Here is a 22,132-nt window from a genome sequence, read left to right on the forward strand (position 1 = left end):
AGGTTGTGCGAACGGGCGCGGCTACTGGGCTACTGATCCAGCACGAGCTTGATGTCGAGCGGCGGTTCCGCGCGGCTCAGGTTCAAGCGCTTCACGCCGGTGGCCGGCGCGTCGGCATACGCGAGGTAGTCGATCGTCCAGCCGTCCTGCGTGATCTGCTTCAGGCGCGAGGGCTGTTGCGGATCCTGCTCGGTCTTCGCGCGCGAAGTCGGCGCCGGCGAAGGCTGCAGCCAGTAGCGCAGCCCTTCGACCGGCAACGTGAAGCCGAGCGCGTTCTGCATCAGCGTGGAGACATTGTCGGCGGTGAGCGGTTGGCGGTTCGGCAGTTCGAGCGTAGCCGAAGCCGGCGACGAGGTCACGATCGCCAGTGTCTGGCCGAGCGGATTGCGCAATTGCAGGGTGACCGTGTCACCCGTTTCCTGCCAGGTGAAGTTGCCATAGGCATTGCGCTGCTGGCCGTTCTGATCGTTGTACTGGACCGCGAAACGGCCTTGATAAGCACGCGAGGTCTGTGCGGTGACGGACGTTGCCGCATTCGACGTGGACGGCCCTTGCGGCTTAACCGATGCACAACCAGCCAACGCGACAACCGCTGCCGCTACGAATCCGAGCGCCGCGCCACGCGGCGCCCGGAGATAAGAGATCAAGCGGGAAAGACGCATCAAAGATCGTTTACCTGAAGACGTTGCAGCGTTTTAACCAGTGTGTCGTTGTCCGGTTCGAGCTTGCGCGCGTCGCGGAAGGCGGCGCGAGCCTGATCCTGAGCTCCGGTTTTCCACAACACTTCGCCGAGGTGTGCGCCGATTTCGGCGTTCGGCTGGAGGTCGTACGCTTTGCGCAGCAGCTTGATGGCATCCGACGTATCGCCCATCCGGTACTTGACCCAGCCGACGCTGTCCATGATGAACGCGTCGTTCGGCGCCAGCGCCGAGGCCTTCTCGACCAGTTTGTCCGCTTCCGAGAGGCGCTGATTGCGATCGGCCAGCGAATAGCCGAGCGCGTTATAAGCCTGCGGATTGTCCGGCTGCGTCTGGATCAGCTTGCGCAGTTGCGCTTCCATGACATCGTAGTGGCCGGTTTTTTCGGCGGCCATGGCGTAGTCGTAGGTCAGATCGGGATCGTCCGGGAAATTCGCGGTGGCTTGTTGCAGGCGTGTTTCCGCTTCCGGATAGCGCTTCGCGTCGAACAGAATGGCTGCGTCGGTGCGTGCAATCAACGCCTGGTCGCGCGGATCGGGCGCCTGCAGGTTGGCCAGCAGCTTGCGCGCGTCTTCAGTCTTGCCCTGCTTGGCGAGCAATTGTGCCCGCGTGATCTGCGCCGGCACGAATTGCTGGCTGGCTGGTGAAACCTTGTTCAGCCAGTCGCTCGCCGCCGCTTCGTTCTTCTGTTCGAGCGACAGTTGCGCAAGATAGATATACGCCTGGCCCGGATCGGCGCCTGGCGTCTTTTCGGCTTGCTGCGCGTACTGGGTCAGATAGGTCTGCGCCTCGGTGAAATTCTTCTGCTGGATCTTGATCAGCGCGAGCGCCATCAGCGGCGTGAGGTCGGTCGCGTTGTTCTTGTGCATGATCTCGAACTGCTTCTGCGCGTCGTCCAGACGGTCGCTCGCGAGATACATCTGCGCGAGCGCGAGACGCGCGTCATGCGATTTCGGATTCTGCTGCACGTACTTTTCGAGCGACGCGATGCCTTCCTTGCGCTCCTCCGGGCCCATCTGCGACAGCATCAGCGCGGCCGGCAAATAGTCCGGCTTGAGCGCAAGCGCCTGCTCGAGCGACTTGCGCGCGCCCGGTGCGTCGTCCGAAACGAGCTGCTGGCGCGCGATGGCCATCTGCGCCTCGGGCCGGTTCAGGTCGTTCTTCAGCAGATCTTGCAGCACATGCAAGCCGCCGATCCGGTTCGGACCGCGCGAGAGCAGCAACTGCAGCGCCAGAATCGCGCTGCCGCGATTGTCGGCCGGCACTCTCGCGAGTTCACGGGCGAGGATCGGCGCGGCGTCGTCAGGCTTTCCGGACAGCACGAGCAGCGATGCGTCGAGTTGTGCGGCGCGTTCCGAATCCGGCGCATACTGCTGCCACAATTGCGCGGCGGCCAGCGCGTCTGACGGGCTTTGCGCGGCCAGCGCGATTTCCGTGGCGCGTTGCGCCATGCGCGGATCATGCGTGTCGCGTGCGAGCGCGAGGTAGGTCTGGTAGGCGGGCGCCGGCTGGTCGCGTTGCAAGGCGACTTCAGCGGCGAGCACCTGGAATACGATCTGGCTGGACAGCGGCACGCCCGGCAGAGACTTCTGGTCTTCTGCCGTTGCCGGGCCGAGCGGGTCCGGCAGGGTGACGGACGTGTCATCCGAGTCTGGCGATGGGTCCTGCGCGTGCGCGGGCACGGCTGCCAGCGCCCAGACGGCGAGCACGGCGGCACCGAGCATGCGACGAGCGGACACGGCGTGCGGCACGCGGGATGCGCTAGCCGGGCGCTTCGAAAACAGCTTCACGAAGGACAAGTTCATGGAAATCCGTTCAATGTTTCGGACGATTGTAACGCGCTCGCTACAATAAGCGCACAACCACTCACGCAAGTTGCAGACCAGTTAGACATGCCAGAGTTGCCAGAAGTTGAGGTTACCCGAAGGGGAATCGAACCGTATGTGTCCGGGCGCAAGGTTGAACGCGTCGATGTACGTACGCCCGCGCTGCGTTGGCCGATTCCGGCGGACCTTGCGAAAACCTTGCGTGGCAGCGTGGTGCGCAAGGTCGAACGGCGGGGCAAGTATCTGCTGTTCGAAATCGACGCCGGCTGGTTCATTGTGCATCTGGGCATGACCGGCACGCTGCGTGTGCTGCGCCATGTGCCGCGTCCGCCGGCTGCGGCGAAACATGATCACATCGACTGGATTTTCGACGAATTCATTTTGCGCTATCGCGATCCGCGGCGCTTCGGCGCGGTGCTGTGGCACCCGCGCGAAGCCGGCGACGTGCTCGAGCATCCGCTGCTCGCGGGCCTCGGTGTCGAGCCGTTTTCACCGGCGTTCTCCGGCGCGTTGATGCACCGGCTCACGCGCGGGCGCAAGGTGTCGGTGAAGCAGGCGTTGCTGGCAGGGGAAATCGTGGTCGGCGTGGGTAATATCTACGCGTCCGAAAGTCTCTTTCGCGCCGGTATCCGGCCCACCACCGCGGCGGGCCGTGTCTCGCTCGTGCGCTACGATCTGCTGGCCGACGCGGTGCGCGTCACGCTCGCCGCAGCGATCGAGAAGGGCGGCAGCACGCTGCGCGATTTCGTCGGCAGCGATGGCGAAAGCGGTTACTTCCAGCTCGACTATTTCGTCTATGATCGCGCGGGGCTGCCATGCCGCGTGTGTGGAACGCCGATCAAACAGATCGTGCAGGGGCAGCGTTCTACGTATTTCTGTCCCACCTGCCAGCGCTAAATTTTCGATGCCTTCTCGTATAAGCCCGTCCGCCTCGTCCGTTACGCCCGCTTTTCCCGTCATGTCTGATTTTTCCACGCGGCTGATTGCATGGCAGCGCCAGCATGGCCGTCATGACCTGCCCTGGCAGAACACGCGCGATCCGTATCGCATCTGGCTGTCGGAAATCATGCTGCAGCAGACCCAGGTATCGACGGTGATTCCGTACTACGCAAAATTTCTTGCGCGTTGTCCGGATGTTGCCTCGCTCGCCGCGGCGCCGGCAGACGACGTGATGGCGTTGTGGGCCGGCCTCGGCTATTACTCGCGCGCACGCAATCTGCATCGCTGCGCGCAGGTGGTCGTCGAGCAGCATGGCGGTGCGTTTCCCGCGTCGGCGGACGAGCTTGCTGAATTGCCGGGCATCGGTCGCTCGACGGCAGCGGCGATCGCCTCTTTCGCGTTTGGCGCGCGCGCCACGATTCTCGACGGTAACGTGAAGCGCGTGTTGGCACGCGTATTCGGCGTTGAAGGTTTTCCGGGCGAAAAGAAAGTCGAGAATGCGATGTGGACGCTGGCGGAATCGCTGCTCCCGTCCAACGCATCGGACGATGATGTCAGTGCATATACGCAAGGCCTGATGGACCTTGGCGCAACGTTGTGCGTGCGCGGCAAGCCGGATTGCCTGCGTTGTCCGTTCGCCGCGGACTGCGTGGCCAACGTGACCGGACGTCAGCGTGAACTGCCCACGTCACGGCCGAAGAAAGCCGTGCCGACGCGCCGCACATGGATGCTGGTGCTGCGCGACGGTAACGCCGTGATGCTGGAAAAGCGCCCGCCCTCGGGCATCTGGGGTGGCTTGTGGAGCCTGCCCGAAGCCGCCGACGAAGCCGCACTCGCCGAGCGTGCGCGTGCCTTCGGTGGCGACGGAGCGGTCTCGCCGCTCGCGCCGCTCACGCACGTCTTCACGCATTTCAAGCTGGATATCGAGCCGCGGCTCGCTGAGTTGGATCGCGGCGTGGGCGCATTGGCTGCGCTTAACGATGCGGACACTGCATGGGTCGCGTTAAGCGATCTCGATTCGTTCGGTGTGCCCGCGCCGGTGCGCAAACTACTGGATAGTCTGCACGGCTCGCTGATCTAGCCAGCCCCGAGCCGAAAGCACGTCAAATCAAAGCAGCTGATGCTGCTGCATATAGTGATGAACCACGTCGATTCGCGCGCCGGCGTCCTGCAACTCCATCAACTTTTGCCTTGCACGAAGGGCGATCGGCAACACTTCCGCGAGCCGGTTCGACACCCATGACGGATCTTCCAGCCTGAACGGTTCCGCGAACGGCAAGCTGTCCGGGTCGCGTTCACGGATCGTGGCGATGATCCGCTCGAGCACTTCCGCGCACGCCCCGAATTTGGCCAGTTGCTCATTGCCCTCGAGCGGGATGTCTTCGCCGAGCGGCTCCGCCATGCCGACCAGCAAGCCGCTGCTTTCCACGCGATGCGACAGCAGGCGAAACCGCCGCGTGCCACGTGCCCGAATCAGCAGCATGCCGAAGGCTTCGACATCGCACTCTTCGATTTCGGCGAGACAGCCAATTGCTTCGGGCACCGAAGGCTCTTCGTCGCGCGCCACTTCCGCGCCGCTTTTCAGCAGACACACACCAAACGGCGTTTTTTCACGCAGACAATCGCGCGCCATATCGAGGTAGCGCGCTTCGAAGATTTTCAGGGGCAGCAGCCCGTCAGGGAACAGCACCGTATGCAGCGGAAATAGCGGCACATCGGCAAGCACAGTAGGCGTAGAAGACATGGCGCAACGCTTCGAGTTGAGGCCGCGCGATGCGGCCGGTTAAGCCACTAACTTCGATGATTCGCCGATGTCCACCGGCGCATCGCGGTGCCGCACAATGACATTCGCCGACGTTGCGAGACGCGCGGCGAGCGTCTCAGCAATGAATACCGAGCGGTGCTGGCCGCCCGTACAACCGATCGCGACCGTCAGATAACTGCGGTTGTCGTCACGGAAATGCGGCAACCATTTGGCGAGAAATTTTTCGATGTCGTCGATCATTTCATGCACGACCGGCAGCGCGTCGAGAAAATCCCGCACCGGTTGGTCGAGGCCTGTGAGCGGCCGCAATTCGTGATCGTAGTACGGGTTCGGCAGCGTGCGTACGTCGAAAACATAATCGGCGTCGAGCGGCACGCCGCGTTTAAAGCCGAAGGACTCGAACATCAGCACGAGCCCCGCGTCTTCCTGCTCGATGAAGCGTTTGACCCACGCACGCAGCACGTTCGCGCGCAGATTGCTGGTGTCGATCTGATGGCCGAATTCGGCGAGGCCCGCCACGAGTTCGCGTTCGCGCTCGATCGCTTCGGCGAGCGACGTCAACAGGCCGACGTCTGCATCATGCGCCGTGGAACCGGACAGCGGATGGCGGCGGCGTGTTTCGGAAAAGCGTTGAATCAGTGACTGCGTGCTTGCGTTCAGGAAGAGCACGCGCACGTCGTGGGCGCGCGACAGGTCGCGGATCATCGCGGGCATTTCGTCGAGCGAAGCGCTCGAGCGCGCGTCGATGGCGACCGCGAGGCGTTCCTGGCCGTCGTCGGCGAGATAGTTGGCCAGTTGCGGCAAAAAACGCGGCGGCAGATTGTCGACGCAGTAATAGCCTGCGTCTTCAAGCGCGTTCAGGGCAACTGATTTGCCGGAGCCGGAAATACCGGTGATCAGGATTATGCGCATGGAGTCGTGAAATCCGTACAGTTCATCATAGCATCTGGTCCCCGTGTGCGCGCCGTCGCAGCCTGCCGTTGGCTGCGGACGTCACACGGTGCGCGGGGGCGCGCGGATTCAGATCAATTTGCCGGGAAACTGGCTGTCCGGGTCCTGCATGGCCAGACGCTGGCGATCCATGAAGTCGCGCAGCGTATCGATGCCGCGCAGTTGCAGGATCGTGTTGCGCACGGCCGCTTCGACCAGAACCGCGAGGTTGCGGCCGGCCGCCACCTGAATCGTGACTTTGCTGATCGGCAAGCCGAGCACGTCGACGGTTTGGCTTTCCAGCGGCAGCCGCTGGAATTCGCCGTCCGGACGACGTACCAGTTGCACGATCAGTTTCAGCTTCATTTTGCGGCGCACCGCGGTTTCACCGAAGATCGTCTTGATGTCGAGCAGGCCCAGGCCGCGCACTTCAAGCAGGTTTTGCAGCAGCGGCGGGCAGCGCCCTTCGACAAAATCCGGCCCAAGGCGCACGAAATCCACGGCGTCGTCGGCGACAAGGCCGTGGCCGCGGCTGATCAGTTCCAGCCCGAGTTCGCTCTTGCCGAGGCCGGAATCGCCGGTGAGCAGCACGCCCATACCGAGAATGTCGAGAAACACGCCATGCAGCGTGGCGCGCGGCGCCAGAATGCGCGACATGTAGAGGCGCAGGCTGTCGATCACCGCAGCGGCGGACATCGGCGTGGTGAAAAGCGGCGTGGACGAGCGCGTGCAGCGCAGCACCAGTTCCGGCGGCGCGGCGACGCCGCCCGCCACCACCAGAAACGGCGGCTCCAACGCAATCAGCTCGGCCATGTGGCGCGAGCGGTCTTCGTCGGTTTGGCGCTTGTAGTAGTCGATTTCGGCGTCGCCGAGCACCTGAATCCGGTTCGGGTGGATCAGGTTCAAGTGGCCGACAAGGTCGGCGCTCGACGTGGCATTGGCGACCGATTCCGAAGAAAAGCCGCGTTCCCAGCCTTCATGCCCCGTCAGCCAGCTCAACTTCAGCATGGCGGCGTTGTCGTCGAAAATGCTCTGGGCGTTGATGCTGGACGTATCCATGAGTCGGTGACTCCCGTGTGGACCGCTTGCCTGGGAAAGGATGCGGCCTCGTTAACGCGGACCGCGCACCTCGCCTGGCTGTACCCGCCTGCAGGCGGGAAGCCGGGTGAATAGGCGACGTGCGGATAACCGCCGATGCATCAAGGTTGCCACTGAGTGAGCAGGCGATGCAACGATTCGCGGTCTTCTTCCGTGTGCAGGCGCTCGCGGGCTTCGCGATCGGACAGCAACTGGGCGATTTCCGAGAGAATTTCGAGGTGCTGCTGGGTGGCCTGCTCGGGCACGAGCAGGAAGATCAGCAGCGAGACCGGCTGACCGTCGGGCGATTCGAAGGGGATGGGTTCGGCAAGACGGACAAATGCGGCGAGCGGCTGCTTCAAGCCTTTGATCCGGCCATGCGGAATCGCGACGCCTTCACCAAGCCCCGTCGATCCGAGGCGCTCACGCGCAAACAGATTGTCAGTGACCGTGCTACGGGCGATGCCGTTCTGGTTCTCGAAGATCAGGCCCGCTTGCTCGAACACGCGCTTCTTGCTGGTGACCGATAGTCCGACGACGACGTTCTCGAGGGGAAGAAATTTGGCTAAACGATTCATGTTGACAGGCGAAAACGTGGCCTGGGTTCTCCTCGCTGGGGCGTTTGAGTGATGTTCCATTCGTTTGAGGCTCACGGCGACGTGCGTTGGAGTCCGAAAGCGCAGGACTCCGGCCGACCGATTTCCGTTTGAGCTAACTTGACCCCGATGGTAACCGGAACATTATAGAACAGGGTAGCCACGGATGGTGCGGCGCGCCATCCATGCATCATGGGTTTCTTCGCAGGATTGATCCGGTCTGCCCGGCTGCCTGAAAAACGCGCCCTGAAACGAAAAACCGCCCGGTCTCGGGCGGTTTGGCTGGGGATACGCAAATGCGGGCAAATGCGGGCGAATGAGGAAAACGAAGGAAAGCAAACAGACCTTCTAATCTTCCTTATTGCGGCGGCACGTCCAGTAGCGGCGCCGGCTGGTACTTGATTGCATCGTGCTGATGGCCTTGCAGGCGATCCTTATGGCGTATCACTTGCCGGTCGAGCTTGTCGATCATCAGATCGATCGCAGCGTAGAGATCGCTGTCACAGCTCTCGACGAAGATATCTTTGCCCTTCAGATGCAGGTTGATTTCAACCTTTTGACGCTTTTCCTTTTCCTTGTGGTTGTCGACCGAGAGGACCACACTGCCGTCGATGACCTGATCAAAATGTCTTAGCACCCTATCCAGTTTGGTGATCACGTATTCGCGCAACGCAGGCGTTACTTCGAGGTGGTGTCCACTGATCTGCAGATTCATAGTGCTTCTCCAAGCTAGAGGCCGCTTGTTCCGCACGATGACGAAGGTCCGGTCGATCTGTCGGCTTGCCTGAGTCGCCCCCCGGTGACTGACTTCTGGCAGGTCGCATCGGCCGGCCTGTCCGCCAACTGCGGAGCGGCCGGTAAATGCCCGTCGCGGGAGGCGGCGGGCTACAGAGACTTGCGCAGGTTGACTGCCGGAATCTTGAGGGCCTCGCGATACTTCGCAACGGTACGCCGTGCGACCACGAAGCCCTGTTCCGCCAGCAGTTCGGCTATGCGGCTGTCTGAAAGAGGAGATTTCGGGTTTTCCGCTCCTATCAGTTGCTTGATGAGCGCGCGAATCGCTGTGGAAGACGCCGCGCCGCCCGTGTCAGTCGAAACGTGTGATCCGAAGAAGTACTTAAATTCAAGCGTCCCGAATGGGGTCAGCATGTATTTACCGGTTGTCACACGGGAGACAGTTGACTCGTGTAGGCCCAGCGTATCAGCAATTTCTCGCAAAACCAAGGGGCGCATGGCAATTTCGCCGTGGACAAAAAAGCTCTTTTGACGCTCGACAATGGCTTGCGCGACCCTGAGGATCGTTTCGAAACGCTGCTGGATATTTTTGATCAGCCAGCGTGCTTCCTGCAGTTGCTGGCGCAACGATCCGCTGCCCGGATCGCCCCGGTTATTACGCAGAATATTCGCGTACAGGTGGTTGATACGCAGCTTGGGCACCACTTCCGGATTCAGCTCTGCCTGCCAGCCCTGTGCCGTTTTGCGCACCATGATGTCCGGCACGACATAGTCCGCTTCCGCCTTGCCGTAAGCGGCGCCGGGAAACGGCTCGAGCGAGCGGATCAACACATGCGCATCGCGTAGATCGTCGTCGTTCGCCTTCAGGTGTTTGCGCAGGCGCGTGAAATCGCGCGCCGCGAGCAGTTCCAGATGATGGGCGACGATGTCGAGCGCAAGCGTGCGCGTAGACGACTGTTCGAGCCGCAGCAATTGCAGCTTGAGGCACTCGGACGCGGAGCGCGCGCCGACCCCTGCCGGGTCGAAGCTATGCAGCAGCGCAAGCGCGGCGTTCATTTCGTCGAGATCGACCTCGAGCTCTTCGGGCAGATCGGTCAGCACTTCCTCGAGCGTGGCGGAAAGATAGCCGTCGTCGTCGAGCGATTCGATCAGGAAGGTGATCAGCGCGCGGTCGCGCTGGCTCGCCTGGGTGACGCGAAGTTGCGCCATCAGGTGATCGCGCAGCGAGGTGCTCGATTCGTGGATTTGCAGCGGCGGCAGATCGTCGTCGTCTGAGGCGTTGCCGGAGCGGCCGTAGTCGCCAAGATCCCATTGCGACGCGTCGCCGTTGTTGTCGCTCGCGAGGCCGTTGTATTCGTCGACACCCTGCGGCTCGCCGTTCTCGGCGCGCTCGCTGCTGCTGGTGGACGAAGACGACGTATTGCCGCCCATCTGGTCGGGCGGTGGGGCGGAATTGGGCGCCTGGGTGATCAGCGAGCCGTCGGCCGCCACGCGCAGGGGACTCGCGATCCAGTCGTCCTCATTCTCGAGGAGCGGATTCTGCGAGATCGCCATTGCGACTTCCTGCTGCAGTTCGAGCGTGGACAGCTGAAGCAGCCGGATGGACTGCTGCAGTTGCGGGGTCAGCGCAAGATGCTGCGATAGGCGGAGTTGGAGGCTGGCTTTCATGGCAAGTTGAGATTCATTGTAGAGAGTTTGCCACGACCGCGATACATTGCGACACTCGCAATTACGCGTGCGCCCGTTTCGGCGGCGCTGGGCGCGGGACGGCCCAAGTCAAAAATGCTGATGTGCGGATGCCGCAAAGGGTCCGGCGGACGCACGCTCGCGCCGCCGGCAATCCTTTGTGCACTTACATGCGGAAGTGCTCGCCCAGATAGACGCGCCGCACGCTTTCGTTTTCGATGATGTCGCTCGGCGCACCGGCGGCCAGCACGCTGCCGTCGCTGATGATGTAGGCGTGATCACAGATGCCGAGGGTTTCGCGCACGTTGTGGTCGGTGATCAGCACGCCGATATTGCGCTGCTTCAGAAACTTGACGATCTTCTGGATTTCCAGCACCGCGATCGGATCGACGCCCGCGAACGGTTCGTCGAGCAGAATAAAGCTCGGATTGGTGGCCAGCGCACGGGCAATTTCAACCCGCCGGCGCTCGCCGCCCGACAGCGACAGCGCCGGATTTTCACGCAGGTGAGCGATCTGCAGTTCGTCGAGCAAGGCTTCAGTGCGGTTCGTGATGGTGTCCTTGCTGAGCCGCTTGCCGTTGTCTTCAACCTGCAATTCCAGCACCGCGCGAATGTTTTCCTCGACGCTGAGCTTGCGGAACACCGACGCTTCCTGCGGCAGATACGACAAGCCCAATGACGCACGTTTGTGAATCGGCAGCAAGCTGATCGACTTGCCGTCCAGGTCAATTTCACCTGCATCAAGCGGCACGAGGCCGACGATCATGTAGAACGAGGTGGTCTTGCCGGCGCCGTTGGGGCCGAGCAGGCCGACCACTTCACCACTTTTCACGTCGAGCGAGACGTCTTTGACGACCGTGCGCGAGCCGTAACGCTTCTTCAGGTTGCGGACCGCCAGCGAACTGCTGGTGCCGGCCGGTTTGCGATTCGGGAGGGACGCGGAGGAACTCACTGGTTCGGTGCTCCCTGGATGGTGGTGGACGGCGCGAGCGTGGCCGACGCGCCGTTCAAGGGCGCTGCGCCGCCATTGCGCGGCGCCAGCATGGCGCGCACGCGGCCGGTCGGGTTGCCCGGGCCGGCGACGTCCTTACCCGCCTTCGCGGTGTAGAAGTCGCTCTGGCCGTCATAGGTAATGACGCTGCCGTGCACCTGGTCCATCACCGTCGAGAGGCCTTGCAGGCGCTTGACGGTGGCGTTGGTGGTGAGCGTGGTCAAATCCTGCTTGCCGTCGTAGTCGATCCGAATAGCCGTGCCTTCGATGTATTCATCGAGGCCTTCGCGCTTCTGGCGGAAATACGACAGATTGCCGCCGCTCGACGTGCCGGTGGCGTACTGGTAGCCCTGCGGATCTTGCGTCACTTCGACCCGATCGGCCCTGATCACGATCGTGCCTTTGGTGGCGACCACGTGGCCGGTGAAGATATTGACCTGTTTGAGGTCGTCGTAAGTCATATTGTCCGCTTCGACGTTCAGCGGCTTGTCCTTGTCGGCGCGGTCGGCATGCGCAAGCGGCGCGAAGCCGGCAAGCGGCAGCGCGACAATCAGCGCAGCGAGTCCGGCGCGGCACGCGGACAGGGTGCGCGAGCGGCCGGTATCAAAACGGGGGAACGATTCGTTCATGCAGTCACGCCTGGAATGGATTACCCGGGTTGCTTGGGCGAGCTGACGGAGCCTTCGGACGCGGCAATCGCGCCCTTCACATTGCCGAACAGTTGCATCACCCGGGTGACGTTGTTGTAGTTCATGCCGCTGGCAGTCATCACAGACATGCCGCGCTGAAGTTTAACCGGCTTTTCGGTCTCGATCACATCGTCGTTGACCAGCACCCTAAAATGCTGCGAATCTGCCTGCATCTGCGGATCGCCGTTGCCGGCGGCCCGCACGATGCGCGCGTTGTCGTACAGATCGACGATCGAGGCGTCGCCGTTCACCTTGCCGGTGTCGCCGGTCGCGGTGACGATCGGCTTGCCGGGCTGGAAGGCGCGCATGGCCGGCTTGACCAGGTCGCTCAGCTCGTCATCCTCGTAATGAACCAGAGACTGGGCGGTCAGACGGTATTGCGTCGAGCCCGACTGATCGAGTTCGGAAACCGAGAAGTCGTCCGCGAAGTAGTCGGGCGTGTGCTCCTTGGGGCGCGCCACGCCTTCGTTCTGCCGCGGCAGCGTGGCTTGCAGCAGCCACCATGTAATGCCGGCGAGCGCGGCCATCGCGACGAGCGGAATCAGTGAGGTCCAGCGAAACCGATTCATCCGACGAGGCCTCGCTGTTCGCCGCTACAGGCTGCCGCGAGCAGCGCGTCATATTTGTGCTGCGCGCGCAGCAGGGTGTCGCAGACTTCGCGCGCCGCACCGTGGCCGCCACGCGCCTCGCTGACCCAATGGGCACGCGCAATCACTTCAGGATGCGAATTGGCCGGCGCCGCCGCGAAGCCGACCTTCAGCATCACGCCGAGATCGACCCAGTCGTCGCCCATATAGCCGCATTCTTCCGCCGTCATGCCGGTTTGCTTGAGCAGGTCGGCGAACGCCTGGGGTTTGTCTTGCACGCCCTGATAGACGTGGGCGATGTTCATTTCCTTCGCCCGCACCGCGACGATGCCCGACTTGCGCCCGGTGATGATCGCCGTTTCGATGCCGGCCTGGCGCAGCAGCTTCATGCCGTGGCCGTCCATCGAGTTGAAGCCCTTCATCGTGTCGCCTTCCGCCGTAAACAGCAGGCCGCCGTCAGTCAGCACGCCGTCGACGTCGAAAATCATCAGCTTGACGCGGCTTGCGCGTTCAGTGGCGGTAAGGGGGGCGACGGGCATCAGATCACCTTCTTCGAGAACAGGTCGTGCATGTTGAGTGCGCCGATCAGCTTGCCTGCTTCGTCGACGACCAGCATCTGATTGATGCGGTGGCGCTCCATCAGTTCCACGGCTTCGACAGCAAGGTGATCCGGACCGATGGTGCGCGGGCCGGCGGTCATGACCGAGGCAATCGACAGTTCGCGGAAATCGCCGTCGCGTTCGAGCACGCGGCGCAGGTCGCCGTCGGTGAAGATGCCGGTTACGTGATCGTTGTGATCGACGATCGCCGTCATGCCCATGCGTTTGGCGGTCAACTGGAACAATGCGTCGCGCACGGTCGCGTCAGGCGTCACCTTCGGCACCTGGTCGTCGGTGCGCATCACGTCGCGCACATAAGTCAGCAGGCGCCGGCCGAGCGCGCCGCCCGGATGCGAGCGGGCGAAGTCGTCCGCGCCGAAGCCGCGCGCGTCCAGCACCGCGACCGCGAGCGCATCGCCGAGCGCGAGCGCGGCGGTGGTGCTGGCGGTGGGCGCAAGATTCATCGGACAGGCTTCTTTTGACACGCCAGAATTCAGATGAACGTCGGCCAGTTGTGCGAGACTCGACGACGGACGGCCCGTCATCGCAATCAGCTTCGCACCGAGCCGCTTGATGAGCGGCAGGATCGCCACGAGTTCTTCAGTTTCGCCGGAATTGGACAGCGCGAGGAACACGTCGTCTGCCGTCACCATGCCGAGGTCGCCATGACTCGCTTCCGCCGGGTGAACGAAGAACGCCGGTGTGCCGGTGCTGGCGAGCGTGGCCGCGAGCTTGCGAGCCACGTGGCCGGATTTGCCGATGCCGGAAACGACAACGCGTCCACGGCAACCCAGGATGAAGTCGACCGCCCCGACGAAACCATCGTCGAGTTGATCGCGAAGCGCGCGCACGGCGTCCGCTTCGATGTCGAGCACGTCGCGAGCGAGCGCGAGTGCCCGGTCGCCATTGATTTTCGCTATCATTCGCGGAGTATAGCAAAGGCGCTTGTTCGCCGCGCCGGGCCTGCTGTGCCAAGCCGCTGTCTTTATTGCTGCCTTTACCGGCCCCTCAACCTTGTCGCACGGCGTTTCTCGTGCGCGGTTCCGCTGACGAACGAGGACGCTTTACCGATGCGTTTTAGCCGATGATTTCCCCCCTCGAAATGACGCTGTTCCTGCTGCTGGCATCAGTGGCCGGAGTGGTGACTTTTCGCTTTCTGAATCTTCCGCCGATGCTCGGCTATCTGACGGTCGGCATCGTCGTTGGGCCGCACGCGTTCGGTTTGATTCCGGACTCGGCGGGCGCACAGAATTTGGCCGAATTCGGCGTCGTGTTCCTGATGTTTTCCATCGGGCTGGAGTTTTCGCTTTCCAAACTGCGCTCGATGCGCCGGCTCGTGTTCGGCTTGGGTCTGTTGCAGGTGATCGGCACGATTGCCGTGGCGGTCACGCTCGGCTTCGTGCTGGAGCGCTGGGTGCACATCACGTGGCAGGCGAGCGTGGCGCTGGGCGGCGCGTTGGCGATGTCGTCGACGGCGATCGTCAGCAAGATGCTGGCCGAGCGGCTCGAGATCGAAACCGAGCACGGCCGCAATATCTTCGGCGTTCTGCTGTTCCAGGATCTGGCGGTGGTGCCGCTGTTGATCGTCATTGCGGCGCTGGGCGGCGATTCGAATAATCTCGTCAGCGCGCTCGGGGTGGCCGCGATCAAGATCGTCGTGGCGTTGGCCCTATTGTTAATAGTGGGGCAGCGCTTCATGACGCGCTGGTTCAACGTGGTCGCGCGCCGCCGTTCGCAGGAACTGTTCATCCTTAATCTGCTGCTGGTGACGCTCGGCGCGGCGTTCATCACGGACAAGTTCGGCCTGTCGCTCGCGCTCGGCGCGTTCATCGCCGGCATGTTGATCGCCGAAACGCCTTACCGGCATCAGGTGGAAGAGGACATCAAGCCGTTTCGCGACGTGCTGCTGGGCCTCTTCTTCGTCACGACCGGCATGCTGCTGAATCCGCGTGTGATCTGGGAGCATCCGTTCATCGTGCTCGGCTTTCTGGTTGGTCCGATCCTGCTGAAGGCGGTGATGGTGACCGGGCTCTCGCGCCTGTTCGGTGCGTCGCCGGGTGTCGCGATGCGCACCGGTATCGGCCTTGCGCAAGCCGGCGAGTTCGGCTTCGTGCTGCTGAACCTGATACTCGACAAGCATCTTGTCGACGCCACCCTGCTGCAGGCGATTCTCGCGGCGATGCTGCTGTCGATGCTGGCCGCGCCCTTCATGATCCAGAACGCCGATCGAATCGTGCTGCGGCTGTCGTCGACTGAATGGATGATGCAGTCCTTGCAGATGACGCGCATTGCAACGCAGAGCCTGAAGCAAAGCGGTCACGTGATCATTTGCGGCTACGGCCGGGCCGGGCAGAATCTGGCGCGCATGCTGGAGCATGAAGGTCTGTCGTATGTCGCGTTGGACCTGGACCCCGATCGCGTGCAGGCCGCGGCGGCAGCAGGTGAGTCCGTGGTGTTCGGCGATGCGGGGCGGCGCGAATCGCTGCTTGCCGCCGGTATCCATCGCGCCGCGGCGATCGCGATTACCTACGCGAACACGCCGTCGGCATTGCGCGTGTTACACAATATTCACGAGCTGGAGCCCACGCTGCCGGTGATCGTTCGTACCGTCGACGACGCCGATCTGGAAAAGCTGCTGGCCGCCGGCGCGACCGAAGTGATTCCGGAAATCGTCGAGGGCAGCCTGATGCTGGCCTCGCACACGCTGGTGCTGATGGGCGTGCCGATGCGGCGCGTGGTGCGGCGGGTCGAGGAAATGCGCGACGAGCGCTACGCGTTGCTGCGCGGCTATTTCCACGGCGCGGACGACATGGAAGACGACGACGGCCACGAACAGGTGCGGCTACAATCGGTCCCGGTCGACGAAAACTCGGACGCGGTGGGCCGAACGCTGGCGGAATTGGGCCTGTTCGATCTGGGCGTCGAGGTGACGGCGATTCGCCGGCACGGCATTCGCGGCGTCGAGCCGGACCCGTCCACCAAGCTGCGCGCGAGCGATATCGTGGTGTTGCGCGGTCTGCCCGAGCAGTTGGCCGAAGCCGAAGAGCTGCTTTCGAAGCATCGCCGTGCGGGCGCCGCTGCGGCCTAGCAACGGGTACGGCCGGCGTGGCGTTGCCTGGTGTGGTTTCGCCAGGCCGGTGTTGCGGGCCGCGCCTAAGCCGGCCGCACCTGATTTAGCCTTTCATCGGACCCACCGAGGTCCATCCGGAGACATCATGTCCAACGCGCTCGCGAGCGCGCCGCTCGATGCGGCCGACTACATCAAAAGCCACATCCGCACGGTGCCCGACTGGCCACAGCCGGGCGTGCAGTTTCGCGACATCACGCCGCTCCTGCAGGAGCCGAAGTCGCTCCGCGTGCTGATCGATCTGTTCGTCCAGCGCTATATCGACGCGAAGCTCGACTACATCGCCGGGCTGGACGCGCGCGGCTTCATCATCGGGCCGATTCTGGCTTACGAGCTGAACCTCGGCTTCATTCCGATCCGCAAGCAGGGCAAGCTGCCGTACAAGCGGGTCGCGCAATCCTATGAACTGGAATACGGCACCGCGACCGTCGAGATTCACGAGGACGCCTGCAAGCCGGGCGACCGCGTCGTAATCATCGACGATCTGATCGCCACCGGCGGCACGATGATGGCCGGCAAGATTCTGCTCGAGCGGCTCGGCGCGGTGGTGATCGAAGGGGCGGCGATTATCGATCTGCCTGACCTCGGCGGCTCGGCGTTGCTGCGCAAAGCGGGCCTGCCGCTCTATACGGTGACTGAATTCGGCGGCCATTGATCGCTCGATGCCAGCTTCTTCCTGCACACAACGAAGGTAAGAAAAGATGCCCAACTTCCTGTTGTTCCTCGCAACCTCGATCGCTATCACGATGGCGCCCGGCCCCGACAATCTGCAAGTGCTCGCGCGTGGCATCTCACAAGGCCGCGCGGCGGGACTCGTCGCCGCGCTCGGCTTTGCCGCCGGCATCACGTTTCACACCACGTTGGCCGCGCTTGGCGTGGCCGCGTTGCTCCGTTCGTCGCCGGTTGCCTTTGAAGTGATCAAGCTGGCCGGCGCCGCCTATCTGATCTGGATCGGCATCAAGGCGTTGCGCAGCCAGGGCCTCGCCACCGCGCACGAGCGCGCGCCGCAACCGTTGAAGGCGGTGTTTCGCCAGAGCGTGCTCGGCAATCTGCTGAATCCGAAGGTGACGCTGTTCTTCGTCGTATTCCTGCCGCAATTCGTACAGCCGCACGGCACGCAAAGCGTCACGGTGCAGATGCTCGAACTCGGCGTGTTGTTCATGTTGCAGACCGTGGTGGTGTTTTCGCTGTTCGGCGTGTGCGCGGGGATGATCGGCGGCTGGCTGAAGCGCCGGCCGCGCGTGGGCGTGTGGCTTGATCGGCTTGCTGGTGCGACGTTCATCGCGATTGGGATTCGCGTTGCCTTGCGTGATTGACGCGATTGACGCTGCTGCCCCGGCTGACACCAACCGAACGCGGCAGAAGACCAGTTTGGAGCTTTGAATGACTTTGCCTTGCATCACCGCCGCGCGCCACTTCGACATACACGCGCATCTGCCGTTCTGGATCGACGCCGAGCAGGTCGGCTGGATTCGCTCGACTGATGTGCCGTTGCTCGCGCGTTGGCCCGATGTGTTTGAAATCGACAGTACGCGTATCACGCTCGCGCCTGTGTTCAATACTGTCGATCTGCGCAGCGCGGCACTCGGTTCCGTGATCGGTGCGCTTGCCGCCGAGGGCCGTATTCCCGGCTGGCGCAACGAGACTTACGCGATCCGCAATGCGTTCGATGCGCCGCCGCTCGCGTACATCGAACGCGCGGCGTCGCGCTTCTTCGGCACGATGACCTACGCGGTGCATCTGAACGGCGTCGTAGAATACGCGGATGGCGCCCCGCAATTGTGGATCGCGCGCCGCAGCGACACCAAGGCCACCGACCCAGGCATGCTCGACAATGTCGTCGCGGGCGGGATCGGCTGGGGCTTTGGCATCGAGGCGACGATCATCAAGGAGTGCTGGGAAGAAGCCGGCATTCCCGAGGAGATCGCCGCGCGCGCCACGGCCGGGCGCACCGCGCATGTCCTGCAATCGTTGCCGGAAGGCACGCAGGCCGAACAGATTTTTATCTACGATCTCGCGCTGCCGGCTGATTTCTCGCCGCGCAATCAGGACGGCGAAGTGGGTGAACACCGGCTCGCGCGTATCGACGAAGTGGCGCTCTGGATCGAAGAAGGCGCAATGACCGTGGATGCGAGTCTGGCCACGCTGGACTGCCTGCTGCGCCGCCGCTGGATCGACGAAGACGCGTGTTCGGGCATCGATAAGTTGTTCGCGCCACCGGTGCTTGCATAAGCGCTAGTCAGGCGCGGGTGCAGGTTCGGCGGACAAGCCAGATCTCACGCTGTAGCACGCGGCATCGAATAAGACACATCGAACAAATCACGCACTGAAGAAGGGAGTCACCCAGGTCATGTCGACCGATCACAGCTTTATCCTCAAACTGTCGTGCGCCGACCGGCCCGGCATCGTCCACGCGGTTTCGGGCTTTCTGTTCGAACGTGGCAGCAATATTCTCGACTCCGCGCAGTTCGGCGACAGCCGCACCGGCGAGTTCTTCATGCGCGTGCATTTTCAGCAGGTCGGCGGCGATCCGGGCCAGGACGTGTTGCGTACGTCGTTCGCCACGCTCGCTGAGCAGTTCGGTATGCGCTGGGAATTGCACGATGCGTCGGTGAAGCCGCGCGTCATCATCATGGTGTCGAAGATCGGGCATTGCCTGAACGACCTCTTGTTCCGCTATCGCACCGGTCAATTGGGTATCGAGATTCCGGCGATCATCTCGAACCACAAGGAGTTCTATCAGCTCGCGGCCAGCTACGACATTCCGTTCCATCACTTCCCGCTGATGGGCGGCACACCCGACGCGAAGGCCGCGCAGGAAGCGCGCGTGCTCGAAGTGATCGACGAGCATCAAGCGGATCTGGTGGTGCTCGCGCGCTACATGCAGATTCTGTCGCCGCAACTGTGCGAATCGCTCGCCGGCCGCGCGATCAATATTCACCATTCGTTCCTGCCGAGCTTCAAGGGCGCGAAGCCGTATTACCAGGCATTCGATCGCGGCGTGAAGCTGATCGGTGCAACGGCTCACTACGTGACGACGGATCTCGACGAAGGTCCGATCATCGAGCAGGGCGTGGAGCGTGTCGACCACAGCATGACGCCGGAGCAACTGACGGCGATCGGCCGCGACGTCGAATGCGTGACGCTTGCGCGCGCGGTGAAATGGCATGTCGAGCACCGCGTCGTGTTGAACGGCAGCAAGACGGTGGTGTTTCGTTAAGCGTAGCTGATGCGCTTGCAGTGGGGCGGCCAAACCGTGGCCGCATCACCCCGCTGCAAGCTTGCCCCGAATGAGTCGGGCGCGCCCTCTTCAGATCAGGGCTGCATTGCGGTGCCACCCGCATCCCGCGCGTCCAGCGCGAGCCGAGCGTTTTGTGCCGAACGGCGGCGCGCATTCAGTTTCTTCAGCCAGATCAGTAGTCCCGTTGCGCTCAGCACGGCGATCGCAATCCCCATCGCGCTAATCAGAATCCGCCCACCGAGACCGAGAATGCGTCCCGAGTGCAGCGGGAATTGCACCTGCATGAAGATGTCGCCCGCCGTGCCCTTGCTGGGGATCTGCGCGCCGAGCAGTTTGCCGGTGGCCGCGTCCCAATACATCCACGGATTGCCGAGGCCGATGTCGCCGTGATCGTTGCCGCTTGCGTAGAAGCCGACGCCATAGGCATGCAGATATTCCGCGTAGTAGAGGCCACCTGGCGGCACCGCCAGGTTCTGCGCTTTGCCGGCTTGCTCGGCTAGCTGCACGACGTGCTCGCGACTCAGCACCGGGTCGCCGGGATGCGGCGCACGCAGGATTTCGGGGTTGTTGACCGGATTCGGCGTGAGCGTCGAGAACAGCGACACGATTGGCCGAACGACCGGCGCTGAGAGATTCATCGATACGGACGTTAGCGCGACGATCACCAGCAGGCCCCAGATCCACACGCCGCCCGAGCGATGCAGATCGAAGGTGAGCGCATAGCCGCCGCGCCCGAGACGAAATGCGAACGACTTGCGCCATGCCTTGAGGCTCGGAAACGATAGCCATAGGGCGACCACGCTGTCGAACAGCCACACGATCCCAACGATGCCCATTAGCCACGTGCCGATATCGACGCCGCCGGTGAACGGCAATTGCAGCGTGTAGTGCAGCTTGTAGATGAACGGAATCAGATTGAGCCGCGCGAGTGAAACGGCGCCCCACTCGCGCCGCCCCTGGATGTCGCCGGTGGCGGGGTCGACGGCAATCTGGTTGAAGTCGAGCGGGTAGGGCTGCTTCGTCGCGGGGTCGGTGCGCGGCAGCACCATCATCTGCAGCGTGTGGCCGGGTTCAGCGTCGAGCGGCAGATACGTCACCTGCAGGCGCGGATCGGCCGCTTCGACGCGGCGGGCCAACTCGAGTCCCGGTAGCGCCGGGCCGGCGGTGCGCGCTTTGAAGAACGACGGGTTCAGCGCCGCATCGAGTTCGTGATCCCACGCGATGATCGCGCCGGTCAGGCCGGCGACGAACAGAAACAGCGCAATGGCGACACCGAACCAGCGGTGCAGGCGGACGAGTTGCCGCCTCATGGGCGAGCCGGCGGAATGGAAAATGAGGGGAAACGGCGAATCACGGTGTCGCAATGTAAATGGGAATTGTTCGCATCTTATGTGAAGCGAGTGGCCTGCCGCAAGTTTTTAGTAAGCGATTGGCGCCGCGTGGATCTGACCACCTGAACACCGTCGACGCAAAAAAAACGGCACCGAAGTGCCGCTTTTCGCTCGTCCGCTAAACCCGGATCGCAGTCTGGTTGACGCTCACACCAGCCGCAGATAAATCAATTCCCGCTTGATATACGCATAGAAGATCGGCGCCGCAACCACGCCGGGGATGCCGAACGCGGCTTCCATCACGAGCATTGCGATCAGCAGTTCCCAGGCGCGCGCCTCGATCTGACCACCAACGATGCGCGCGTTCAGGAAGTACTCCAGCTTGTGGATCAGGATCAGGAATACCAACGACATGATCGCCGCCGGAAAGCTCACCGAGAGTGCCACCGCGACGATGATCGTGTTCGAAATCAGATTGCCGATCACGGGCAGCAAGCCGACGATAAACGTCACCAGCACCAGCGTTTTGGAAAGCGGCAGCGTGTCGTGAAAGATCGGCAGGACCACCAGCAGAAAGATGCCGGTGAAGACCGCATTGATCGCGGAAATCTTCACCTGAGCAAATACGATTCGGCGGAAGGCATCGGCGAAACGCGTCACGCGCGTGACGAACGCCGTGGACAGCGGCAGCCGTTGCATATGCTTCTGCGCCCCGACCGCGATGATCGCGCCGATGATCATGCCGATCAGGATGTGCGTAAAGCCGCGCGCCGCGGTCTTGCCGCTTTGCTGCAGCATGTTCGCATGCGTCTGCATCAGCTCGGCAGCCTTGGTCTTCATCTGGTCTGTATCGACCGGCAGATAGTTGGCGACGAATTGCGGAATCCGGCCGCGCGCCTGGTCGATCAACTGCATCGCCTGGTCGAGCAGTTTCTGCACGCTCGGCACGTCGCTCTCGAAATGTTCGATGATGCCGAGCGTCAACCCCGTCAGTGCACCGACTATCACTGTCGAGAGGATCACCACCGCGAGCCAGCGCGCGCGCTGACTCGACATATGCCGTTCGATGCGTGGCGCGATGGTGTGCACGAGTTGAAACACGAGCAGCCCGGCCAGCAAGGCGCCGAGCAGCTTCAGTTCGATGATCGCCCACATTCCGATCAGCATCAGCACATAACTGCCGATTTCGACCGCCGACAGCTTCGGCAGGCTCATGTCGCTAGTCAGCCTGACCGGGCGTGGGCGGAGGTCCTGCACTTGCCCGTCGTCGCTCGCCTGATTCCGCTTGGCCATGGCTTATTCCGTCTCCAACCCG

At 62.7% G+C, this 22,132-nt stretch carries 22 protein-coding genes; 7 read left to right on the plus strand and 15 right to left on the minus strand.

Translation table 11 applies throughout. From position 1 onward, the window contains the following. Positions 1–29: 29 nt before the first annotated feature. A complete protein-coding gene (gene lolB, locus M0D64_RS20520; RefSeq protein WP_154564538.1) occupies positions 30–662 on the minus strand; it encodes a lipoprotein insertase outer membrane protein LolB in 633 nt (210 codons plus the stop codon). After that, positions 662–2,503, minus strand: a complete 1,842-nt coding sequence (locus tag M0D64_RS20525; RefSeq protein WP_266258987.1) for a tetratricopeptide repeat protein — start codon at positions 2,501–2,503, stop codon at positions 662–664. Before M0D64_RS20525 ends, lolB begins: the two co-directional genes overlap by 1 nt. 87 nt (positions 2,504–2,590) lie before the next feature. Here M0D64_RS20525 and mutM point away from each other — a divergent pair, with 87 nt between their 5' ends. Together mutM and mutY are read left to right on the plus strand one after the other, a co-directional pair. Next, on the plus strand, positions 2,591–3,421 hold the full coding sequence (mutM, locus tag M0D64_RS20530) for a bifunctional DNA-formamidopyrimidine glycosylase/DNA-(apurinic or apyrimidinic site) lyase (protein WP_097391234.1): 831 nt from the start codon (positions 2,591–2,593) through the stop codon (positions 3,419–3,421). 7 nt (positions 3,422–3,428) lie between these two features. After that, entirely contained in the window at positions 3,429–4,544 is a 1,116-nt protein-coding gene (gene mutY / locus M0D64_RS20535; RefSeq protein ID WP_266258988.1) for an A/G-specific adenine glycosylase, read from the plus strand. 27 nt (positions 4,545–4,571) lie between these two features. Here mutY and M0D64_RS20540 read toward each other — a convergent pair whose 3' ends face one another. From M0D64_RS20540 to kdsD, 11 genes are all read right to left on the minus strand, one after another. Continuing rightward, entirely contained in the window at positions 4,572–5,207 is a 636-nt protein-coding gene (locus M0D64_RS20540; protein WP_266258989.1) for an LON peptidase substrate-binding domain-containing protein, read from the minus strand. Positions 5,208–5,246: 39 nt separating this feature from the next. Further along, the gene (gene rapZ / locus M0D64_RS20545) at positions 5,247–6,140 is read right to left on the minus strand and encodes an RNase adapter RapZ (RefSeq protein WP_154564530.1); all 894 of its coding nucleotides are present in this window, start codon (positions 6,138–6,140) and stop codon (positions 5,247–5,249) included. Between the two features lie 108 nt (positions 6,141–6,248). Continuing rightward, on the minus strand, positions 6,249–7,217 hold the full coding sequence (gene hprK, locus M0D64_RS20550) for an HPr(Ser) kinase/phosphatase (protein WP_012431656.1): 969 nt from the start codon (positions 7,215–7,217) through the stop codon (positions 6,249–6,251). 140 nt (positions 7,218–7,357) lie between these two features. Continuing rightward, positions 7,358–7,873 (minus strand): PTS sugar transporter subunit IIA, encoded by a 516-nt coding sequence (locus M0D64_RS20555; protein WP_074285509.1) that lies wholly within the window; start codon positions 7,871–7,873, stop codon positions 7,358–7,360. A 316-nt stretch (positions 7,874–8,189) separates the two neighbouring features. Next, positions 8,190–8,546, minus strand: a complete 357-nt coding sequence (gene raiA, locus M0D64_RS20560; protein ID WP_028199089.1) for a ribosome-associated translation inhibitor RaiA — start codon at positions 8,544–8,546, stop codon at positions 8,190–8,192. A 170-nt stretch (positions 8,547–8,716) separates the two neighbouring features. Then, a complete protein-coding gene (locus M0D64_RS20565) occupies positions 8,717–10,234 on the minus strand; it encodes an RNA polymerase factor sigma-54 (RefSeq protein WP_266258990.1) in 1,518 nt (505 codons plus the stop codon). Between the two features lie 184 nt (positions 10,235–10,418). Continuing rightward, positions 10,419–11,204 carry an LPS export ABC transporter ATP-binding protein gene (gene lptB / locus M0D64_RS20570; protein ID WP_168435917.1) on the minus strand — a complete coding sequence of 262 codons (786 nt, stop codon included), beginning with the start codon at positions 11,202–11,204 and terminating at the stop codon, positions 10,419–10,421. Beyond that, positions 11,201–11,872, minus strand: a complete 672-nt coding sequence (gene lptA / locus M0D64_RS20575) for a lipopolysaccharide transport periplasmic protein LptA (protein WP_154565559.1) — start codon at positions 11,870–11,872, stop codon at positions 11,201–11,203. The genes lptB and lptA overlap by 4 nt, the downstream gene beginning before the upstream one ends. 20 nt (positions 11,873–11,892) lie before the next feature. Then, entirely contained in the window at positions 11,893–12,501 is a 609-nt protein-coding gene (gene lptC, locus M0D64_RS20580; protein ID WP_266258991.1) for an LPS export ABC transporter periplasmic protein LptC, read from the minus strand. Beyond that, the gene (locus M0D64_RS20585) at positions 12,498–13,058 is read right to left on the minus strand and encodes an HAD family hydrolase (protein ID WP_266258992.1); all 561 of its coding nucleotides are present in this window, start codon (positions 13,056–13,058) and stop codon (positions 12,498–12,500) included. Before M0D64_RS20585 ends, lptC begins: the two co-directional genes overlap by 4 nt. Beyond that, a complete protein-coding gene (gene kdsD, locus M0D64_RS20590) occupies positions 13,058–14,041 on the minus strand; it encodes an arabinose 5-phosphate isomerase KdsD (RefSeq protein ID WP_154565562.1) in 984 nt (327 codons plus the stop codon). Before kdsD ends, M0D64_RS20585 begins: the two co-directional genes overlap by 1 nt. 161 nt (positions 14,042–14,202) lie before the next feature. Here kdsD and M0D64_RS20595 point away from each other — a divergent pair, with 161 nt between their 5' ends. The 5 genes from M0D64_RS20595 to purU all read left to right on the plus strand — a co-directional run bounded on the left by M0D64_RS20595 (position 14,203) and on the right by purU (position 19,465). Beyond that, positions 14,203–16,206, plus strand: coding sequence for a cation:proton antiporter (locus tag M0D64_RS20595; protein ID WP_266258994.1), 2,004 nt, complete (start codon positions 14,203–14,205; stop codon positions 16,204–16,206). Positions 16,207–16,333: 127 nt separating this feature from the next. After that, entirely contained in the window at positions 16,334–16,900 is a 567-nt protein-coding gene (locus tag M0D64_RS20600; protein WP_171925179.1) for an adenine phosphoribosyltransferase, read from the plus strand. Between the two features lie 46 nt (positions 16,901–16,946). Next, positions 16,947–17,561 carry a LysE family translocator gene (locus M0D64_RS20605; protein ID WP_171925180.1) on the plus strand — a complete coding sequence of 205 codons (615 nt, stop codon included), beginning with the start codon at positions 16,947–16,949 and terminating at the stop codon, positions 17,559–17,561. 67 nt (positions 17,562–17,628) lie between these two features. Further along, on the plus strand, positions 17,629–18,477 hold the full coding sequence (locus M0D64_RS20610) for a DUF4743 domain-containing protein (protein ID WP_266258995.1): 849 nt from the start codon (positions 17,629–17,631) through the stop codon (positions 18,475–18,477). Positions 18,478–18,595: 118 nt separating this feature from the next. Further along, positions 18,596–19,465: a formyltetrahydrofolate deformylase gene (purU, locus tag M0D64_RS20615; protein ID WP_154565567.1), complete on the plus strand. Its 870-nt coding sequence runs from the start codon at positions 18,596–18,598 to the stop codon at positions 19,463–19,465. A gap of 95 nt (positions 19,466–19,560) precedes the next feature. Here purU and M0D64_RS20620 read toward each other — a convergent pair whose 3' ends face one another. Next, positions 19,561–20,796, minus strand: coding sequence for a PepSY domain-containing protein (locus M0D64_RS20620; RefSeq protein ID WP_266258996.1), 1,236 nt, complete (start codon positions 20,794–20,796; stop codon positions 19,561–19,563). 228 nt (positions 20,797–21,024) lie between these two features. After that, the gene (locus tag M0D64_RS20625) at positions 21,025–22,110 is read right to left on the minus strand and encodes an AI-2E family transporter (protein WP_154565569.1); all 1,086 of its coding nucleotides are present in this window, start codon (positions 22,108–22,110) and stop codon (positions 21,025–21,027) included. Positions 22,111–22,132 lie beyond the last annotated feature (22 nt).

The sequence above is a fragment of the Paraburkholderia sp. WS6 genome, assembly GCF_030464835.1.
Lineage (GTDB): Bacteria > Pseudomonadota > Gammaproteobacteria > Burkholderiales > Burkholderiaceae > Paraburkholderia > Paraburkholderia madseniana.